The sequence below is a fragment of the Bradyrhizobium sp. AUGA SZCCT0158 genome (assembly GCF_018130065.1).
GTDB lineage: Bacteria > Pseudomonadota > Alphaproteobacteria > Rhizobiales > Xanthobacteraceae > Bradyrhizobium.
Map to the genome: position 1 here is coordinate 34,751 of NZ_JAFCME010000002.1, position 14,883 is coordinate 49,633.

The window sequence follows — 14,883 nt, forward strand, 5'->3', positions numbered from 1 at the left end:
ACCGTGGAGCGAGCGTCGGATCATGACTGACGCTCGCGACCCCACGCCGGCAGACATCCTCACATTCTGGCGCGAAGCCGGCCACGACCGCTGGTACAGCCGCGACGATGCGTTCGACGCGGAAGTGCGCCGGCGGTATCTCGAGCTGTGGCGGAAGGCCGCCGCCGGCGAATTGTCGTCATGGGAAGCGAGCGATGACGGCACGCTGGCGCTCACCATTGTGCTCGATCAGTTTCCCCGCAACATGTTTCGTGGCGACGCCCAGACCTATGCAAGCGACAGGCTGGCGCGCGACGTTGCGGCCCGCGCCATCGACCGCGACGTGGACAAGCGTATCGACCCGGCGCTGCTCGAATTCCTCTATCTACCGTTCATGCATTCGGAGCATTTGCCCGACCAGCTGCGCTGCATCGAACTGTTCCGCGGGACCGACAATACCGAAAACAAGGGATATGCCGAGCATCACGCCGACATCATCCGCCGGTTCGGCCGCTTTCCGCACCGTAACCGCATCCTGGGGCGCGAAACGACGCCTGAAGAACAGGCATTCCTCGACACCGGCGGGTTTACCGGCTGATGACAGAACAGTGAACGCAGGACGGCATTGCCGTTTCCGGGACACCGAATATTGTGCCCGCCAGCCGCAGGGTTTAAGACCTATCCGCTCATGAGGGAGAATTGACGATGACGATCCAAGTTGGCGACAAGCTGCCGGAAGCCAAGTTTCGCGTAATGACGGCGGAAGGGCCGCAGGTCAAAACCACCGACGATATTTTCAAGGGCAAGAAGGTCGCGCTGTTCGCGGTGCCCGGCGCCTATACCGGCACCTGCCACAAGATGCATCTGCCGAGCATCTTCCTCAACGCCTACGCCATCAAGGACAAGGGCGTGAACACCATCGCGATCGTCTCCGTCAACGACGCCTTCGTGATGAACGCCTGGAAGCGCGACACCGACCAGCGCGACGAAGCCACCTTCCTCGCCGACGGCAATGCCGACTTCACCAAGGCGATCGGCATGGAGCTCGACGCGTCCGGCAACGGCCTCGGCATCCGCTCCAAGCGCTATTCGATGCTGGTGGAAGACGGCGTGGTCAAGAAGCTCAACCTCGAGCCGGCCCCCGGCAAGGTCGAAGTTTCCGGCGGCGATACGCTGCTGGGGCAGCTGTAAAGCAGCGACTTCGCTGATCCTCCCTTCTCCCCTTGTGGGAGAAGGTGGCGCGCGTAGCGCGCCGGATGAGGGGTCTCTATCCGTAGAGACAGTTGTATCCGCGGAGAGAACCACTCACCCGTCGCCTCACTTCGTGAGGCGCCACCCTCTCCCACAAGGGGAGAGGGAAACAGAGGGCGCCGCCCTATTCAGGCCTTCAACCGTGCCATCGCGACGCCGTCGCGGGCCAATTGATCGGCGCGTTCGTTTTCGTCGTGGCCGGCGTGGCCCTTGATCCAGTGCCAGCGCACCTCATGCGCCTTCAGCGCGGCGTCGAGGCGCTGCCACAAATCGAAATTCTTGACCGGCTTCTTGTCGGATGTGCGCCAGCCGTTCCGCTTCCAGCCATGGATCCACTCCGTGATCCCCTTGCGGACATATTGGCTGTCGGTGGTGAGGTCGACGACGCAGGCTTTCTTCAGCGCCTCCAGCGCCGAGATCGCCGCCATCAATTCCATGCGGTTGTTGGTGGTGTGCGCTTCGCCGCCCTTCAATTCCTTTTCGGTGTCGCCGAATTTCAGGATCGCGCCCCAGCCGCCGGGGCCGGGATTGCCCGAGCAGGCGCCGTCGGTGAAGACCGTGACATGCGGCTTTGAATCGCTCACGCAGCGCATCCCGCCTGCGTCAGGCCGTAGTCGCGCACCGACTGGACGCTCTGGTGGAAACGCAGCTTGCGGACATATTCGACCGGGTCTTTCGGCTTCACCAGCGCGCCCGGCGGCACGTCGAGGAAATCGACCAGACGCGTCAGCAAAAAGCGCAGCGCGGAGCCGCGCGCCAACAGCGGCAGCGCGTCCTGCTCGGCATCGGACAATTTCCGTTCGCGGCCATAAGCGCCGAGCAGCGCGCGCGCCTTGGTGACGTTGAAGGAATGATCCGGCTCGAAGCACCAGGCGTTGAGGCAGATCGCAACGTCATAGGCCAGGATGTCGTTGCAGGAAAACGGGAAGTCGATCAGCCCGGACAGCTTGTCGCCGAGGAAGAAGACGTTGTCGTTGAACAGATCGCCATGGATGACGCCGAGCGGCAGATCCTTTGGCCAGTTCGCCTCGAGGTGATCGAGTTCGCGGGCGATGAAATCGCGAAGGCCCGGCTGCACGCTGTCGGCACGCGGCGCCGACAGGTCGAACAGCGGCCGCCATCCCTCGACCGACAGCGGATTTTTCCGGACAAGAGGAAAGTCGCCGCCCGCCAGATGCATTTTGGCGAGCGCCTCGCCGACACCGCTGCAATGCGCGGCGTTGGGCCGCCGCGGCCACATGCCTTCGAGGAAATTGATGATCGCCGCCGGCCGCCCGACGAGATGGCTGTAGACGTCGCCCTGGCGGTTTTTTGCCGGCTGCGGGCAATGCACGCCGCGATCGGCCAGATGCGCCATCAGCGACAGGAAGTAAGGCAGATCGTCCACCGCCACGCGCTTTTCGTACAGCGTGAGGATGTAGGCGCCCTTGCTGGTGTGCATCAGGAAGTTGGAATTCTCGACGCCTTCGGCGATGCCCTTGTAGGAGAGCAATTCGCCGATGTCGTAACCCTTGAGGAACTCCGCGAGGTCTTCGGCGGCAACGTCCGTGTAAACCGCCATGTAGTGTCCCCTTGATCCCGAAGTTCGCACGCCCCCGCGGCCCCTTGGATGCGAACTTCGGGATCAAGGGGACACCAGAAAAATCTTATTACTAGTGCGGCTTATGGATTTGAAGTTCCCACCGCACTCGCGTCAAACTCTGGGGAACTTCAAATCCGCCGCACTAGCGCGCCCTAAGCTGCGTCGGGCCGCAGCGAACGCGGCAGCGGGAAGAATTCGTTTTCTTCCGCGGCCGAGACCGTCTCCACATGCAGCGTATAGCGCTCGGCGAACGCGCCCATGATCTCCTCGACGATCACTTCCGGCGCCGAGGCGCCCGCCGTGATGCCGAGGCTCTTGATGCCATCGAACCGCGACCAGTCGAGGTCGCTGGCGCGCTGCGCCAGCACCGAGACCGGGCAGCCCTCGCGCTCGGCGACTTCGCGCAGGCGCTGTGAGTTCGACGAGTTCGGCGCACCGACCACGATCAGGGCGTCAACCACCGGCGCCACCTTCTTGACCGCAAGTTGACGGTTGGTGGTGGCGTAGCAGATGTCTTCCTTGTGCGGGCCGTTGATGTTCGGGAAACGCTCCTTCAGCAGGGCGACGATTTCGGCGGTGTCGTCGATCGACAGCGTCGTCTGGGTCACGAAAGCGAGGTTGTCCGGATTCTTCGGGGTGAAGGTCTTGGCGTCTTCCGCGGTCTCGATCAGCGTCACGGCGCCTGCCGGCAGCTGGCCTACCGTGCCGACGACTTCCGGGTGATGCGAATGCCCGATCAGCAGGATTTCACGGCCGCGCTTGAAATGGATCGCAGCTTCCCGATGCACCTTGGTGACCAGCGGGCAGGTCGCGTCCAGCGAGAAGAAATTGCGCGCGCGGGCATCCGCCGGAACCGATTTCGGCACGCCATGGGCGGAAAACACCACCGGTGCGCTGGTATTGTCGGGAATTTCGGCCAGTTCCTCGACGAAGATCGCGCCCTTGGTCTTCAGGCTGTCCACGACATAGCGGTTATGCACGATCTCGTGGCGGACATAGACGGGGGCGCCATAGATCGCGAGCGCGCGCTCGACGGTGTCGATGGCCCGTACCACGCCGGCACAGAAGCCGCGGGGGGAACAAAGCACGATTTTCAGGTCTGGTTTGGCTGACGCCGATAAAGAGGTCATGGGGGCCATCTCGGGGACCGAATCACCCCTCGCCGGCGGGCGGGGAACGGCCAATTTGCATAAGGACTTGGGGCTGCTTTTGGGCGCTGTCAAGGCACTTTAGCTGGCCATTGCGCCAATGGGCCCTCAAGGGGTATATAGGCCCGGAATTCCCGTCATCCCCGATGACCGCAGACTTCGCCTCCAAAAAGAGGTGGGCGAGGCACAAAGGAGATTTGCCATGAGCAATGCACCGCTGATGCCAAAGGCGACTGCCGTGTGGCTGGTTGACAATACCGCGCTGACCTTCGACCAGGTGGCCGATTTCACCAAAATGCACCCCCTGGAGGTCCGCGCCATCGCCGACGGCGACGCAGCCCAGGGCATCAAGGGCATGGATCCGATTTCGACCGGCCAATTGAGCCGCGACGAGATCGAAAGGGGCGAAAAGGACCCGAACTACCGCCTCAAGCTCGGCGAGAGCAAGGTTACCCTGCCCCCGGCGGCCAAGAAGAAGGGCCCGCGCTACACCCCGGTGTCGCGCCGCCATGAGCGGCCGAGCGCGATCCTCTGGCTGGTGCGCAACCATCCCGAGCTGAAGGACGCCCAGATCATGCGCTTGGTCGGCACCACCAAGACCACCATTGCCTCGGTCCGCGACCGTACCCACTGGAACGCCTCGACCCTGACCCCGATGGACCCGGTGACATTGGGCCTGTGCTCGCAGATCGAGCTCGATTTCGAGGTGCAGCGCGCCGCCAAGGAAAAGCCGGTCCCCGCGGCCTACGGCGGCGCCACCCTGCTGCCGGCCTCCGAGACCACCAAGAAGGAGCCGGAATTCGAGCCGACCGAAAAGCAGCGCGACGACCTCAACGTCGACGCCGTGTTCGCCAAGCTGAAGACGATCGGCGGCAAGAAGCAGGACGACGACGAGGAATAGGATTCCCGTATTCGGGAATTTGAATTGCCGGATTTCAAACGCGGCGGGGCAACCTGCCGCGTTTTTGTTTTGGTGAGCTGCGGCGCTCAGCCGTATTTCAGTTTCATGAACAAAACTCCGCCGGCCAGCACGATCGTGATGGCGTTGGCAAATCAACGGCCCATCTCCGGAAAGCAGGCCGTACACCAGCCACAGCAGGACGCCGACCACCATGACCAGAAACATTCCGAGCGAAATGTCTTCCGTCGAGCGGGTTCGCCAGACTTTTACGAATTGCGGGACGTAAGCGAGAGTCGTGCACGTTGCGGCCGCGAAGCCCAGCAGCTTGATGGCGATCGGTTCCATGGGCGGTCTTATAACATCGATTCGAAGAATGAGCGGTAGTTGGCTGCGTGCCTCGCTGCGGCGAACCTGGCTCACGCCTTCTTCAAAAACTCCGTGCGCAGCACCAGGCCCTTGACCTTGTCGGTGCGGCCTTCGATCTCGTCTTCGTTGTCGGTGAGGTGGATGTTCTTGATCACGGTGCCACGCTTCAGCACGGTGGAGGAGCCTTTCAGCTTCAAATCCTTGATCAGCGTGACGGTGTCGCCCTCGGCGAGCAGCGCGCCGTTGGAATCCCTGACCTTGATGTCCATGGAAAATGTCTTTCAAAAAACGCTGCTTCTTCCTTCTCCCCTTGTGGGGGCCGAGACGAGCGAAGCTCGCTCTTAGGTGGCGCGAAGCGCCGGATGAGGGGTTCTATCCGCCGAGAGGTCTCTATCCGCGGAGACAACCCCTCACCCGTCTTCGCTTCGCGAAGCCACCCTCTCCCACAAGGGGAGAGGGGAAGAGGGGCGCATCGCTTGTTCTAACCCAACTCGATCTCGTCGTTGATCTCGTGCGTGAGGCTGATGCCGCCAATGGTCAGAACCATCTTGGCCGGCAGCTTCTCGTTGCCCTTGAGGCGGCCGCTGGCGAGGGCGTCGCGGACCGCTTTTTCGATTTCGCGCTGCGAGGTGATGCCGACCTTCTTGAGAAAGCCGCGCAGGCTGGTGTTGAAAACGTCTTCGTTCATGATGACCTCCTGATCACGGCCGGACCGGATTGTTCAGCATTTGCTCGGCGAGGTTTCGCTGGGCACGGTCGGTGCGGGCGTTGGCATTGCCGCGTTGCACGTCGCGGTTCTTGCGGCAGATGACGTAGTCGTTCGACCCCGGCGCCACGTTGTTGGCGCGGCAGAACGCATCGTCGTCGGCGCTGGTATCGACCATGGTCGGCTGGCCCCGTTCCAGGCAGCCCGCGAGCAAGGGCGCGGTGAGCAGCAGGGCGATGAGAAGTCGAGCGGGGTTATGTCGCATGACTGATCCATGGGTCCGGTTTCGTCACTGCCGGGCTTGACCCGGCAATCCATCGAAATCAAGGCATTTTCGGAGATTGATGGATGCCCGGGTCAAGCCCGGGCATGACGGCAAACTGTCATTCCGGGGCGATGCGAAGCATCGAACCCGGAATCTCGAGATTCCCCGGTGCGCAATTGCGTACCTGTGGTTCGCGTCTTCGACGCGCCCCGGAATGACGGCTAAATCACAACCTGCCCTTCAGCGCGGCACCGATTTCGTCGAGCACCTTGGGGTCCTCGATGGTCGCCGGCATGGTCCAGGCGTCGCCGTCGGCGATTTTCTTGATGGTGCCGCGCAGGATTTTTCCGGAGCGGGTCTTGGGCAGGCGGGCGACCGTGATCGCGAGCTTGAAGGCTGCGACCGGGCCGAGCTTGTCGCGCACCAGCGCCACCACGTCCTTTTCGACATCGGCATGACTGCGCGTAACGCCGGCCTTCAGCACCAGAAAACCGCAGGGCACCTCGCCCTTGATCGTATCCTTGATGCCGAGCACCGCACATTCGGCGACGTCGGGATGCGAGGCCAGGATTTCCTCCATACCGCCGGTGGAAAGCCGGTGGCCGGCAACGTTGATGATGTCGTCGGTACGGCCCATCACGAACACATAGCCGTCTTCATCCTTGTAGCCGGCGTCGGAGGTTTTGTAATAGCCGGGAAACTCGGTGAGATAGGCGTCCTTGAAACGCGCCTCCTGCTCCCACAGCGTCGGCAGGCAGGCCGGCGGCATCGGCAGCTTGATGACGATCGAGCCCATGGTGCCCACAGGGACGGGCTTCGCCGCCTCGTCGACGACGTCGACCTGATAGCCCGGCATCGGCACCGTCGGCGAGCCGTGCTTGACCGGCAGCATCCCGAGTCCCACCGGATTGCCGGCGATGCACCAGCCGGTTTCGGTCTGCCACCAGTGATCGATGACAGGCACCTTCAGCTGCTGCTCCGCCCATTCCACCGTCGGCGGATCGGCGCGCTCGCCGGCGAGAAACAGGTTACGGAATTTCGACAGATCGTACTTGCGGATGAAGGTGCCATCAGGGTCTTCCTTCTTGATGGCGCGGAACGCGGTCGGCGCGGTGAAGAAGGCAACCGCCTGGTGCTCGGAGATCACCCGCCAGAACGCGCCGGCGTCCGGCGTGCCGACCGGCTTGCCCTCATACATGATCGAGGTCGCGCCGTGGATCAGCGGTCCGTAAACGATGTAGCTGTGGCCGACGACCCAGCCGATGTCGGAGCCGCACCACCAGACCTCGCCGGGCTTGACGCCGTAGAGGTTGAACATCGACCATTTCAGCGCGACCAGATGCCCGCCATTGTCGCGCACGACGCCCTTGGGGATTCCCGTGGTACCCGAAGTGTAGAGGATGTAGAGCGGATCGGTCGCCTTGACCGGGACGCAGGGCGCGGTTTTGCCGGCATCGAGCGCGGCGCGGCGCAATTGCGCCCAGTCGTGATCGCGGCCTTCAGTGAGTTCACAGGTCTGTTGCGGCCGCTGCAGGATCATGCAGGTTTGCGGCTTGACGCTCGACAGCGCAATCGCCTCGTCGAGCAGCGGCTTGTATTGCACGATGCGGCCGGGCTCGATGCCGCAGCTCGCCGAAAAGATCAATTTTGGCTTCGCATCCTCGATCCGGCTCGCGAGCTCCTTGGCTGCAAAACCGCCGAACACCACCGAGTGAACAGCGCCGATCCGCGCGCAGGCCAGCATCGCGAACACGGCCTCCACCACCATCGGCATATAGAGGATGACGCGGTCGCCTTTAGTGACACCGAAATCCTGCATGACCGCCGCGAGCGTCTGCACCTCCTGCAGCATCTGCGCATAGGTAAATTTGGTGACTGTGCTGGTCAGCGGCGAGTCGTGGATCAACGCCACCTGATCGGCGCGGCCGCCCGCGACATGGCGGTCCAGCGCGTTGTAGCAGGTGTTGACGACGCCATCGGTGAACCAGCGGCCGTAGGGGCCCGTCGTGGAATCGAAGATTTTCCTTGGGACCTCGATCCAGTCGATTTCACGCGCCGCCTCGGCCCAAAAGCCTTCGGGATCCCTGAGCGAGCGGGCGTGGATTTCGTGGTACCTGCTGTTGTCGTGGATGTTCATGGCGCGCTCCCGGAGAGGAGCCCGTCCTCGTCATGCCCGGCCTTGTGCCGGGGCATCCACATTCTTGTTTCAGCTCAGAGCGCAAGACGTGGATGGCCGGGACAAGCCCGGCCATGATGACGCGGGCAGTCGTTTCCGGACGCATTGTCACGGGAAGCGGCGCTAGATCAAGCCGGAATAAGCCCTACTACCGGGCGATTGCATTGAGCTTCTCCAGCCGCTCTTCCATCGCCTGGCGCAGATCATAGCCGGGGCGGCCGAAGGAAGCGTTGCGCTTGCCGATGAAATCGCGCTGCTGCCGGGTCAGCGCCAGCGCCGCGCGGTGGTTACCCGATTCCGCGCTCGCGACCACCCGCAGAAAGACGTCGTTGATGTTGCGGTCGAGTTGGGCGAGGCCCGCATCGGAACAGATCGCCTTCTCCACCTGACGCCTGGCGGTGGCGCAATTGAAGCTCGGCAAGTTCTTGGTGCTCAGCGAGCCCAGCCGTTCGATCTCCTGCGCGATCTCCTGATGGTTGGTGGCCGCGGTCTTGTCGGAGGGATCGAGGCGGACCGCCTCGGCGTAATCCTGCAGCGCACGCGTGCGGTCGCCCTTCCGAATCCAGGCCGAGCCGCGGTTGTTGTAAGCGCGCTGGAATTTCGGATCGAGCTTCAATGCCGCATCATAATCGGCAATGGCGCGGTCATAGTCCTTGCGCGCCTGATGGGCGTCGCCGCGATTGACCAGGAATTTCGGCTGCGGCTGGATTTTGATCGCCTCGTCGTAGTCGGCGATCGCGCCTGCGTGATCTCCATTGGCGGCGAGATCCAGCCCGCGATTGTCGAAGAATTCCGGCTGCGACGGATCGATCCGGATCGCCGACGTAGAGTCCTGCAGCGCGCGGTCGGTGCGGCCGATTTTCTTGTAGGCCGCGCCGCGATTGGTATAGGTCCGCGCGTTACTCGGATCGAGACGGATCGCAGAATCGTAATCGGCGATCGCCTTCTTGTACTCGCCCTTGAAATACCAGGCCGCGCCGCGATCCGAAAAGACTTGCGCGAAATCGGGCTTCAGCCGCAGCGCCTCATTATAGTCCTCGATGGCGCGATCGTATTTGCCGGCATTGTTGAAGGCGTTGCCACGGTTGGCATAGCCATTGGCGTTTTCGGGCTCGAGCCGGATGGCTTCGTTGAGCGCGACAAATGCCGCCTCCGTCTTGCCGCCCTGGCGCAGCATCTCGCCGCGAGCGCGGAAGGCGCGGGCACGATTGGGATCCCTGGCAATGACCGCATCGATCTCGGCCATTGCCTTGGCAGCCTGGCCGCTGCTGAAGAGCGCGACGGCGCGGGTGATGGTGGCATCGAGACGGTCGGCCTCCGGCATCGCCGGATTGTCGATCAGCGCGGTGCAGCCTTCGATCAGCTTGGGCGGTGCCGCGTCGGTCAGGGGCGCGCAGATCACCGGCGGCTCGGCGACGGTTTGGGCGATGGCCCCGTTGAATGTCAGAATGGTGATGGCAAGCGCCGCGCTGGCGGCAAGAGGCGAAACTAATGATCGCATGACCGGCTCTTGGGAATACTAGCTGGGTTGAACGGCAATGCCGCGTTGCTTTGTCGCCCCAAATCCGCCCAAGGTTCGAAAGCCGGCCATTGCCTGGATGATGCCGGCCGATTCAACGCGAGAACACGGGCCTGCGCCAGCGCCGGCGTTCAGCGCGACTCGATCGCCAGCAATTGGTCTAACCGTTCCTTCATGGCCCTGCGCAAATCGTAACCCGGCTGGCCGAAGGCGGCGCCGCGGCGGGCGACGAAATCATCCTGCTCACGCTGCAGGGCACGGGCGCGCGGGCCGTCCGCGCTCGCATCGCGGACCACCTTGGTGTTCACGGCACTGATCTCGCGGTCAAACTTGGCAAGGTCCGGACTGGCGCAGATCGCCTTCTCTACCGGCCGCTTTGTGGTGGCGCAGTTGAAGCTCGGCTTGTTGTAGACTGCCATCAGCGCACCGAGACGCTCGAGCTCCTGCGCCAGCGATTTGTAATTGCCGCGCGCGGTGGGATGTTCCGGGTTGAGCTTGATCGCCATGCCAAAGTCCTGCAATGCCTTCGGCCGGTCGCCCTTCTTGCGCCAGAGTTCGCCGCGCGCGTTGAAGATATCGGCCAGCGCCGGATCGAGCCGCAGCACGCCGTCATAATCGGCAATGGCGCGGTCGATCAGATCCTTGCGATCATTGGCGCCGCCGCGCGCGATCAATGCCTTGATGCGGTCGGACCTCGCGGTCTTTTCGTTGCGGATCAACGCGCCGCAAACGCTGATGGTCTTGTCGTCGTCATTGGCCGCCGCAGCCGCAACGCAAGGCGCGGGATCGACTTGCGGATCTTTGGTCGGCTCGGCGCCGGTTGCGAAGGCGGCTTGCACGAACGCCGTCGACAGCAGGGAAGCGACGACAATATTGCGGATGATAGGACAACCTCGCATCAACAGACCCGAAAAACGCTCTCGACGATGGACAATCCTAGCAAGCGAGGTGAGCTTCCGACAGCGGCCAAGGCGAATTTCGTTAGCCGTTCGAAAACCGGCTCTGGCTGAAACATGACGTCCGGGAAGCCGCACTTTTCGCCCGCAAGTGTACATATCCATTGAAGAATTTTCGTTGAACCTTTCCTCTGTTTGGTCGACTCAAAACCATGGCCATCCTGACCGACACCACTCCGCCGCGCGCGACCGCGTATACCCAAACCGGATATTTTTATTTTTACATGGCGCTGGCCTGCATGGCCGTCGCGTTTCTCGGCTTTGCCCCCACCTATTGGCTGCCGATGATGTCGCGATCGCTCTCGGCCTCGCCCGTCGTCCATTTTCACGGCCTGCTGTTTTTCGCCTGGTCGCTCTACTTCGCGTTCCAGGCATGGCTCGCCGCATCGGGAAATGTCACCCGGCACCGCGCAATCGGGATGATCGGCGTGTCGCTGGCGACCGCGATGACGATCTTCGGCTTTTTGGTTGCGGTCAACGCGATGAAGCGATCGGCCGCGGCCGGGCTCACCAGTGAAGGCATCGCGTTTGCGATCGTCCCGCTCAGCGGCATCCTGTTCTTCGCGGTGGTGTTCGCGTCGGGAATCGCGAACATCCGCCGGAGCGAAACCCACAAGCGGCTGATGCTGCTGGCCGGCATTTCGCTGCTCGATGCGGCCGTGGCGCGCTGGTTTCTCACCTTCCTGGCGCCGCCCGGGCCGCTCGGCCCGCCGCCGGTGCCCGTCACCATCCCGCCGGCCTTCGTCGCCTATCTGCTGCTCGTGGTTGCCATCGTGCACGACTGGCGCACGCGCGGCCGCCCGCATCCGGTCTATATCTATGGCGGCGCCGCGCTGATCGCCGTCAAGCTGCTGAACTGGCCGATCAGCATGACGCCGATGTGGCACTCCTTTGCCGGCGGCATCTTGGCGATGGCGCAGTAGCGGAAGCGCGAACCCGCGCTTGGCTTATGCCGACCTCGCCGTCATCCCGCCATCGACCACGAGTTCGAGCCCGGTGACGTAGCGGGATTCGTCGGACGCCAAAAACAGCGCCGCATTGGCGACATCCCAGGCGTCGCCCATGTGCCCCATCGGCACTTGCGCGTCGCGCGCCCGCCACATCGCCTCGACATCGCCCTTGGCATAACTCGCCGCAAGACCTGCGGAGTGCTCGACCATCGGCGTTTTCATCAGGCCCGGCAGAATGCAATTCACCCGGACATGATCGGCTGCGAACTGCACCGCCGTGGTGCGCGTCATCTGGTTCATCGCCGCCTTCGACGCCCCATAGGAGACGTAGGAAATGCCGACGTGGCGGATCGAGGCGATCGATGAAATATTGATGATCGAGCCACCACCCTGTCTCTGCATCACCGGAATAACGTGCTTCATGGCGAGGAAGGCGCTCTTGAGGTTGACCGCGAACACGCGATCCCATTCGGATTCCGTCGTCTCGACCACGCTGCCCATTTCAGCAATGCCGACATTGTTGTCGAGCACATCGATACGGCCATAGGTCTTCAGGCACGCCGCCACCATCGCCTCGACATCGGCGGCGCGGGAGACGTCGGCGGTGAAGGCCGCCGCCTTGCCGCCCTCGCCCGTGATGATCTTCACGGTCTCTTCGGCCGCCGCCGCATTGCGATCGACGCAAAACACCTGCGCACCTTCGCGAGCAAAAGTCACCGCGGTCGCCTTGCCGTTGCCCCAGCCGGGCCCGATCGAACCCGCGCCGACCACCATCGCCGTCTTGCCCTTGAGCCGTTCCATCGACTTTCTCTCCCCTTGATTTGGACGGGAAGTTGAACGCGCATGTGCCCGCGGTCAACCCGTCCAGCACGTGGCGGTCGATGCAACCCTCGCATGGATGTAACCATCCCAAAATCTCTCGATTTATGCCCTTGCCACGCCTGCCCAAACCGGCATGAATGCGCCGCCGTAAAAGGCCCCGGCGATCGGCCGGGAGATATCAATGCGCTCCGGGGGATGCATGGCCGCACAGGGTCAACCACCAGGCAATTCGTTGCCCAATGACGACGTCGTCGCCGTTTCCGACGAGGCGTTGCATAAGGCTGAATTGTTCATCGAGGCCGAGGAAGGCGCGGCCAACCGCCTGATGGGATGGGCGGGACGGATCTCGACCACCATTGCAGTGGTGATGAGCCTGTTCCACCTCTATGCGGCCTACGCGATCGTTCCGACCCAGGAACTGCGCTACACCCACGTCGCATTCACGCTGGTGCTGAGCTTCCTGCTGTTTCCGCTGGCGACGCGGTTTCGCAACCGGGTGCGCTGGTGGGACGTGGTGCCCGGCATCTTTGCGGTCGCGACCATCGTCTATGCGCTCTGGGGCGGCGAGGACTTTACCGACCGCGCCACCTCGCCCGACCGCTGGGACGTCATCGTCGGCATCGTCTTCATTGTGCTGGTGCTGGAGGCGACGCGGCGCACCACCGGGCTGATCATGCCCGTCGTGGCCGTGTTGTTCATCGCCTATGCAATGCTCGGCCCGCATCTGCCGGCGCCATGGACCCATCGCGGCTACGATCTGCCCCGGCTGGTCGGCCATCTCTTCATCACGCTGGAAGGTATTTTTGGCGTCGCAGTCGACGTGTCGGCGACCCTGATCATCCTGTTCACGATCTATGGCGCGTTCCTGGCGCAATCCGGTGCCGGCAAGTTCTTCATCGATTTCTCGCTGGCGCTGATGGGCGGCAAGGCGAACAGCGCCGGCAGAACCGTGGTGCTGTCCTCGTTCCTGCTCGGCGGCCCCTCCGGATCCGGCGTCGCCACGACCGTGATGATCGGCACCGTGGCCTCCCCGATGCTGGCCAAGGCCGGCTTTGAGAAAAACGCCGCCGGCGGTCTGCTGGCGGCCGGCGGCCTCGGCGCCATCCTGTCGCCGCCGGTGCTCGGCGCCGCGGCCTTCCTGATCGCCGAGTTTCTCAAGATCAGTTATCTCGACGTGATCTGGATGGCGACGATTCCGACCTGTCTCTATTACATGTCGCTGCTGTTCATGGTCGAACTGGATGCGAAAAAATTCGGCGCCAAGGACGTCAACTTCACGCCGGAGATGTCGCTCGGACAGATGACCCGGCGTTACGGCTTTCATTTCATCTCGCTGCTCGCCGTGGTCGTATTCATGGTGATCGGCTATTCGCCGTCGCTGTCGGTGTTCTATGCCATCGTCGTGACCTTCGCGCTGAGCTTCCTGCGCAAGGAAACCGCGCTGGTGCCGAGCAAGCTGGTCAAGGCGCTGGCTGAAGGCTCGACCGGCGCGCTGAACGCGGCGACCACCTGCGCCTGCGCCGGCATCGTGGTCGGCATCGTGACGCTGACCGGTCTCGGTCTCAAATTCTCGGCGATCGTGATCAGCTATGCGGGCGGCAGCCTGCTCTTGACCGCGATCTACACCGCGCTGATCGTGTGGATCATCGGGCTCGCGGTGCCGGTGACCGCCTCCTACATCATCTGCGCCGTGATCGCCGCACCGGCCCTGACCAAACTTGGCGTACCCGATTACGCCGCGCATATGTTCATCTTCTATTACGCCGTGCTGTCGGAGGTGTCGCCGCCGACCGCGCTGTCGCCGTTCGCGGCCGCCGCCATCACCGGCGGTGATCCCTACAAGACCACGCTGCAGTCCTGGAAATATACCTTGCCGGCGTTCCTGGTGCCGTTCGTGTTCGTGCTCGATCCGCAGGGCGTCGGCCTGCTGCTCTCGATCCCCAAGGGCGGATCATGGCTCGACATCGTCGAAATCACGATCAAGACCACCCTGGGACTGCTGGCGCTGGCCGCATTTGCCCAGAACTGGGCGCTGCGACAAAATACGCGGGTCGAGGGAGGCCTGCTTCTGCTATCCGGATTGCTGCTGGTATTTCCGAGTTTGATCGAGGCGATCGTCGAATGGATGATCGGCCGCGATATCAGCTACACTTACGTGCCCGGGCTGATTATCGGCTTCGGCGTGTTGCTGTGGCAGTCGAGAACGCGGGCGCCGAAACGACCGGCGCTTACAACTTAAGTCCAAGAATAGGTTCAAGGGAG

Annotated in this window: 15 protein-coding genes and 1 pseudogene; 5 read left to right on the forward strand and 11 right to left on the reverse strand. The window is 62.9% G+C overall.

The window, feature by feature from the left end:
- Positions 1 to 22: 22 nt before the first annotated feature.
- Positions 23 to 577 carry a DUF924 family protein gene (locus tag JQ574_RS02925; protein ID WP_212209850.1) on the forward strand — a complete coding sequence of 185 codons (555 nt, stop codon included), beginning with the start codon at positions 23 to 25 and terminating at the stop codon, positions 575 to 577.
- Between the two features lie 107 nt (positions 578 to 684).
- A complete protein-coding gene (locus JQ574_RS02930; protein ID WP_192735294.1) occupies positions 685 to 1,170 on the forward strand; it encodes a peroxiredoxin in 486 nt (161 codons plus the stop codon).
- A gap of 188 nt (positions 1,171 to 1,358) precedes the next feature.
- Here the strand turns inward: JQ574_RS02930 and rnhA are convergent, their stop codons facing one another.
- From rnhA to ispH, 3 genes are all read right to left on the reverse strand, one after another.
- Positions 1,359 to 1,823: a ribonuclease HI gene (gene rnhA / locus JQ574_RS02935; RefSeq protein WP_212383267.1), complete on the reverse strand. Its 465-nt coding sequence runs from the start codon at positions 1,821 to 1,823 to the stop codon at positions 1,359 to 1,361.
- Positions 1,811 to 2,791, reverse strand: a complete 981-nt coding sequence (locus tag JQ574_RS02940) for a homoserine kinase (RefSeq protein WP_212209852.1) — start codon at positions 2,789 to 2,791, stop codon at positions 1,811 to 1,813. The genes rnhA and JQ574_RS02940 overlap by 13 nt, the downstream gene beginning before the upstream one ends.
- A gap of 173 nt (positions 2,792 to 2,964) precedes the next feature.
- Positions 2,965 to 3,942, reverse strand: coding sequence for a 4-hydroxy-3-methylbut-2-enyl diphosphate reductase (gene ispH, locus JQ574_RS02945; protein ID WP_212209853.1), 978 nt, complete (start codon positions 3,940 to 3,942; stop codon positions 2,965 to 2,967).
- 220 nt (positions 3,943 to 4,162) lie between these two features.
- On the opposite strand from ispH, the gene JQ574_RS02950 reads away from it, so the two are divergent.
- Positions 4,163 to 4,861: a DUF1013 domain-containing protein gene (locus tag JQ574_RS02950; RefSeq protein WP_192735298.1), complete on the forward strand. Its 699-nt coding sequence runs from the start codon at positions 4,163 to 4,165 to the stop codon at positions 4,859 to 4,861.
- An 86-nt stretch (positions 4,862 to 4,947) separates the two neighbouring features.
- On the opposite strand, the pseudogene JQ574_RS35635 reads toward JQ574_RS02950, so the two are convergent.
- The 7 genes and pseudogenes from JQ574_RS35635 to JQ574_RS02985 all read right to left on the reverse strand — a co-directional run bounded on the left by JQ574_RS35635 (position 4,948) and on the right by JQ574_RS02985 (position 10,792).
- Positions 4,948 to 5,206, reverse strand: a pseudogene (locus tag JQ574_RS35635) (SemiSWEET transporter).
- A 71-nt stretch (positions 5,207 to 5,277) separates the two neighbouring features.
- Positions 5,278 to 5,496: an alkylphosphonate utilization protein gene (locus tag JQ574_RS02960; protein WP_011665834.1), complete on the reverse strand. Its 219-nt coding sequence runs from the start codon at positions 5,494 to 5,496 to the stop codon at positions 5,278 to 5,280.
- Between the two features lie 212 nt (positions 5,497 to 5,708).
- Positions 5,709 to 5,915: a DUF6494 family protein gene (locus JQ574_RS02965; RefSeq protein ID WP_212209855.1), complete on the reverse strand. Its 207-nt coding sequence runs from the start codon at positions 5,913 to 5,915 to the stop codon at positions 5,709 to 5,711.
- Positions 5,916 to 5,928: 13 nt separating this feature from the next.
- Positions 5,929 to 6,198 carry a hypothetical protein gene (locus JQ574_RS02970; protein WP_212209856.1) on the reverse strand — a complete coding sequence of 90 codons (270 nt, stop codon included), beginning with the start codon at positions 6,196 to 6,198 and terminating at the stop codon, positions 5,929 to 5,931.
- A gap of 226 nt (positions 6,199 to 6,424) precedes the next feature.
- Positions 6,425 to 8,335 (reverse strand): propionyl-CoA synthetase, encoded by a 1,911-nt coding sequence (locus JQ574_RS02975; protein WP_212209857.1) that lies wholly within the window; start codon positions 8,333 to 8,335, stop codon positions 6,425 to 6,427.
- A 187-nt stretch (positions 8,336 to 8,522) separates the two neighbouring features.
- Positions 8,523 to 9,875, reverse strand: coding sequence for a tetratricopeptide repeat protein (locus JQ574_RS02980; protein WP_212209858.1), 1,353 nt, complete (start codon positions 9,873 to 9,875; stop codon positions 8,523 to 8,525).
- Positions 9,876 to 10,024: 149 nt separating this feature from the next.
- A complete protein-coding gene (locus tag JQ574_RS02985; RefSeq protein ID WP_212209859.1) occupies positions 10,025 to 10,792 on the reverse strand; it encodes a hypothetical protein in 768 nt (255 codons plus the stop codon).
- A 209-nt stretch (positions 10,793 to 11,001) separates the two neighbouring features.
- Between JQ574_RS02985 and JQ574_RS02990 the strand changes: the two genes are divergently transcribed.
- Positions 11,002 to 11,772, forward strand: coding sequence for a hypothetical protein (locus JQ574_RS02990; protein WP_212209860.1), 771 nt, complete (start codon positions 11,002 to 11,004; stop codon positions 11,770 to 11,772).
- Between the two features lie 24 nt (positions 11,773 to 11,796).
- On the opposite strand, the gene JQ574_RS02995 is transcribed toward JQ574_RS02990, so the two are convergent.
- Complete coding sequence (locus JQ574_RS02995; protein ID WP_212209861.1) at positions 11,797 to 12,600, reverse strand: SDR family NAD(P)-dependent oxidoreductase; 804 nt, start codon at positions 12,598 to 12,600, stop codon at positions 11,797 to 11,799.
- A 220-nt stretch (positions 12,601 to 12,820) separates the two neighbouring features.
- On the opposite strand from JQ574_RS02995, the gene JQ574_RS03000 reads away from it, so the two are divergent.
- The gene (locus JQ574_RS03000; RefSeq protein WP_212209862.1) at positions 12,821 to 14,860 is read left to right on the forward strand and encodes a TRAP transporter fused permease subunit; all 2,040 of its coding nucleotides are present in this window, start codon (positions 12,821 to 12,823) and stop codon (positions 14,858 to 14,860) included.
- Positions 14,861 to 14,883 lie beyond the last annotated feature (23 nt).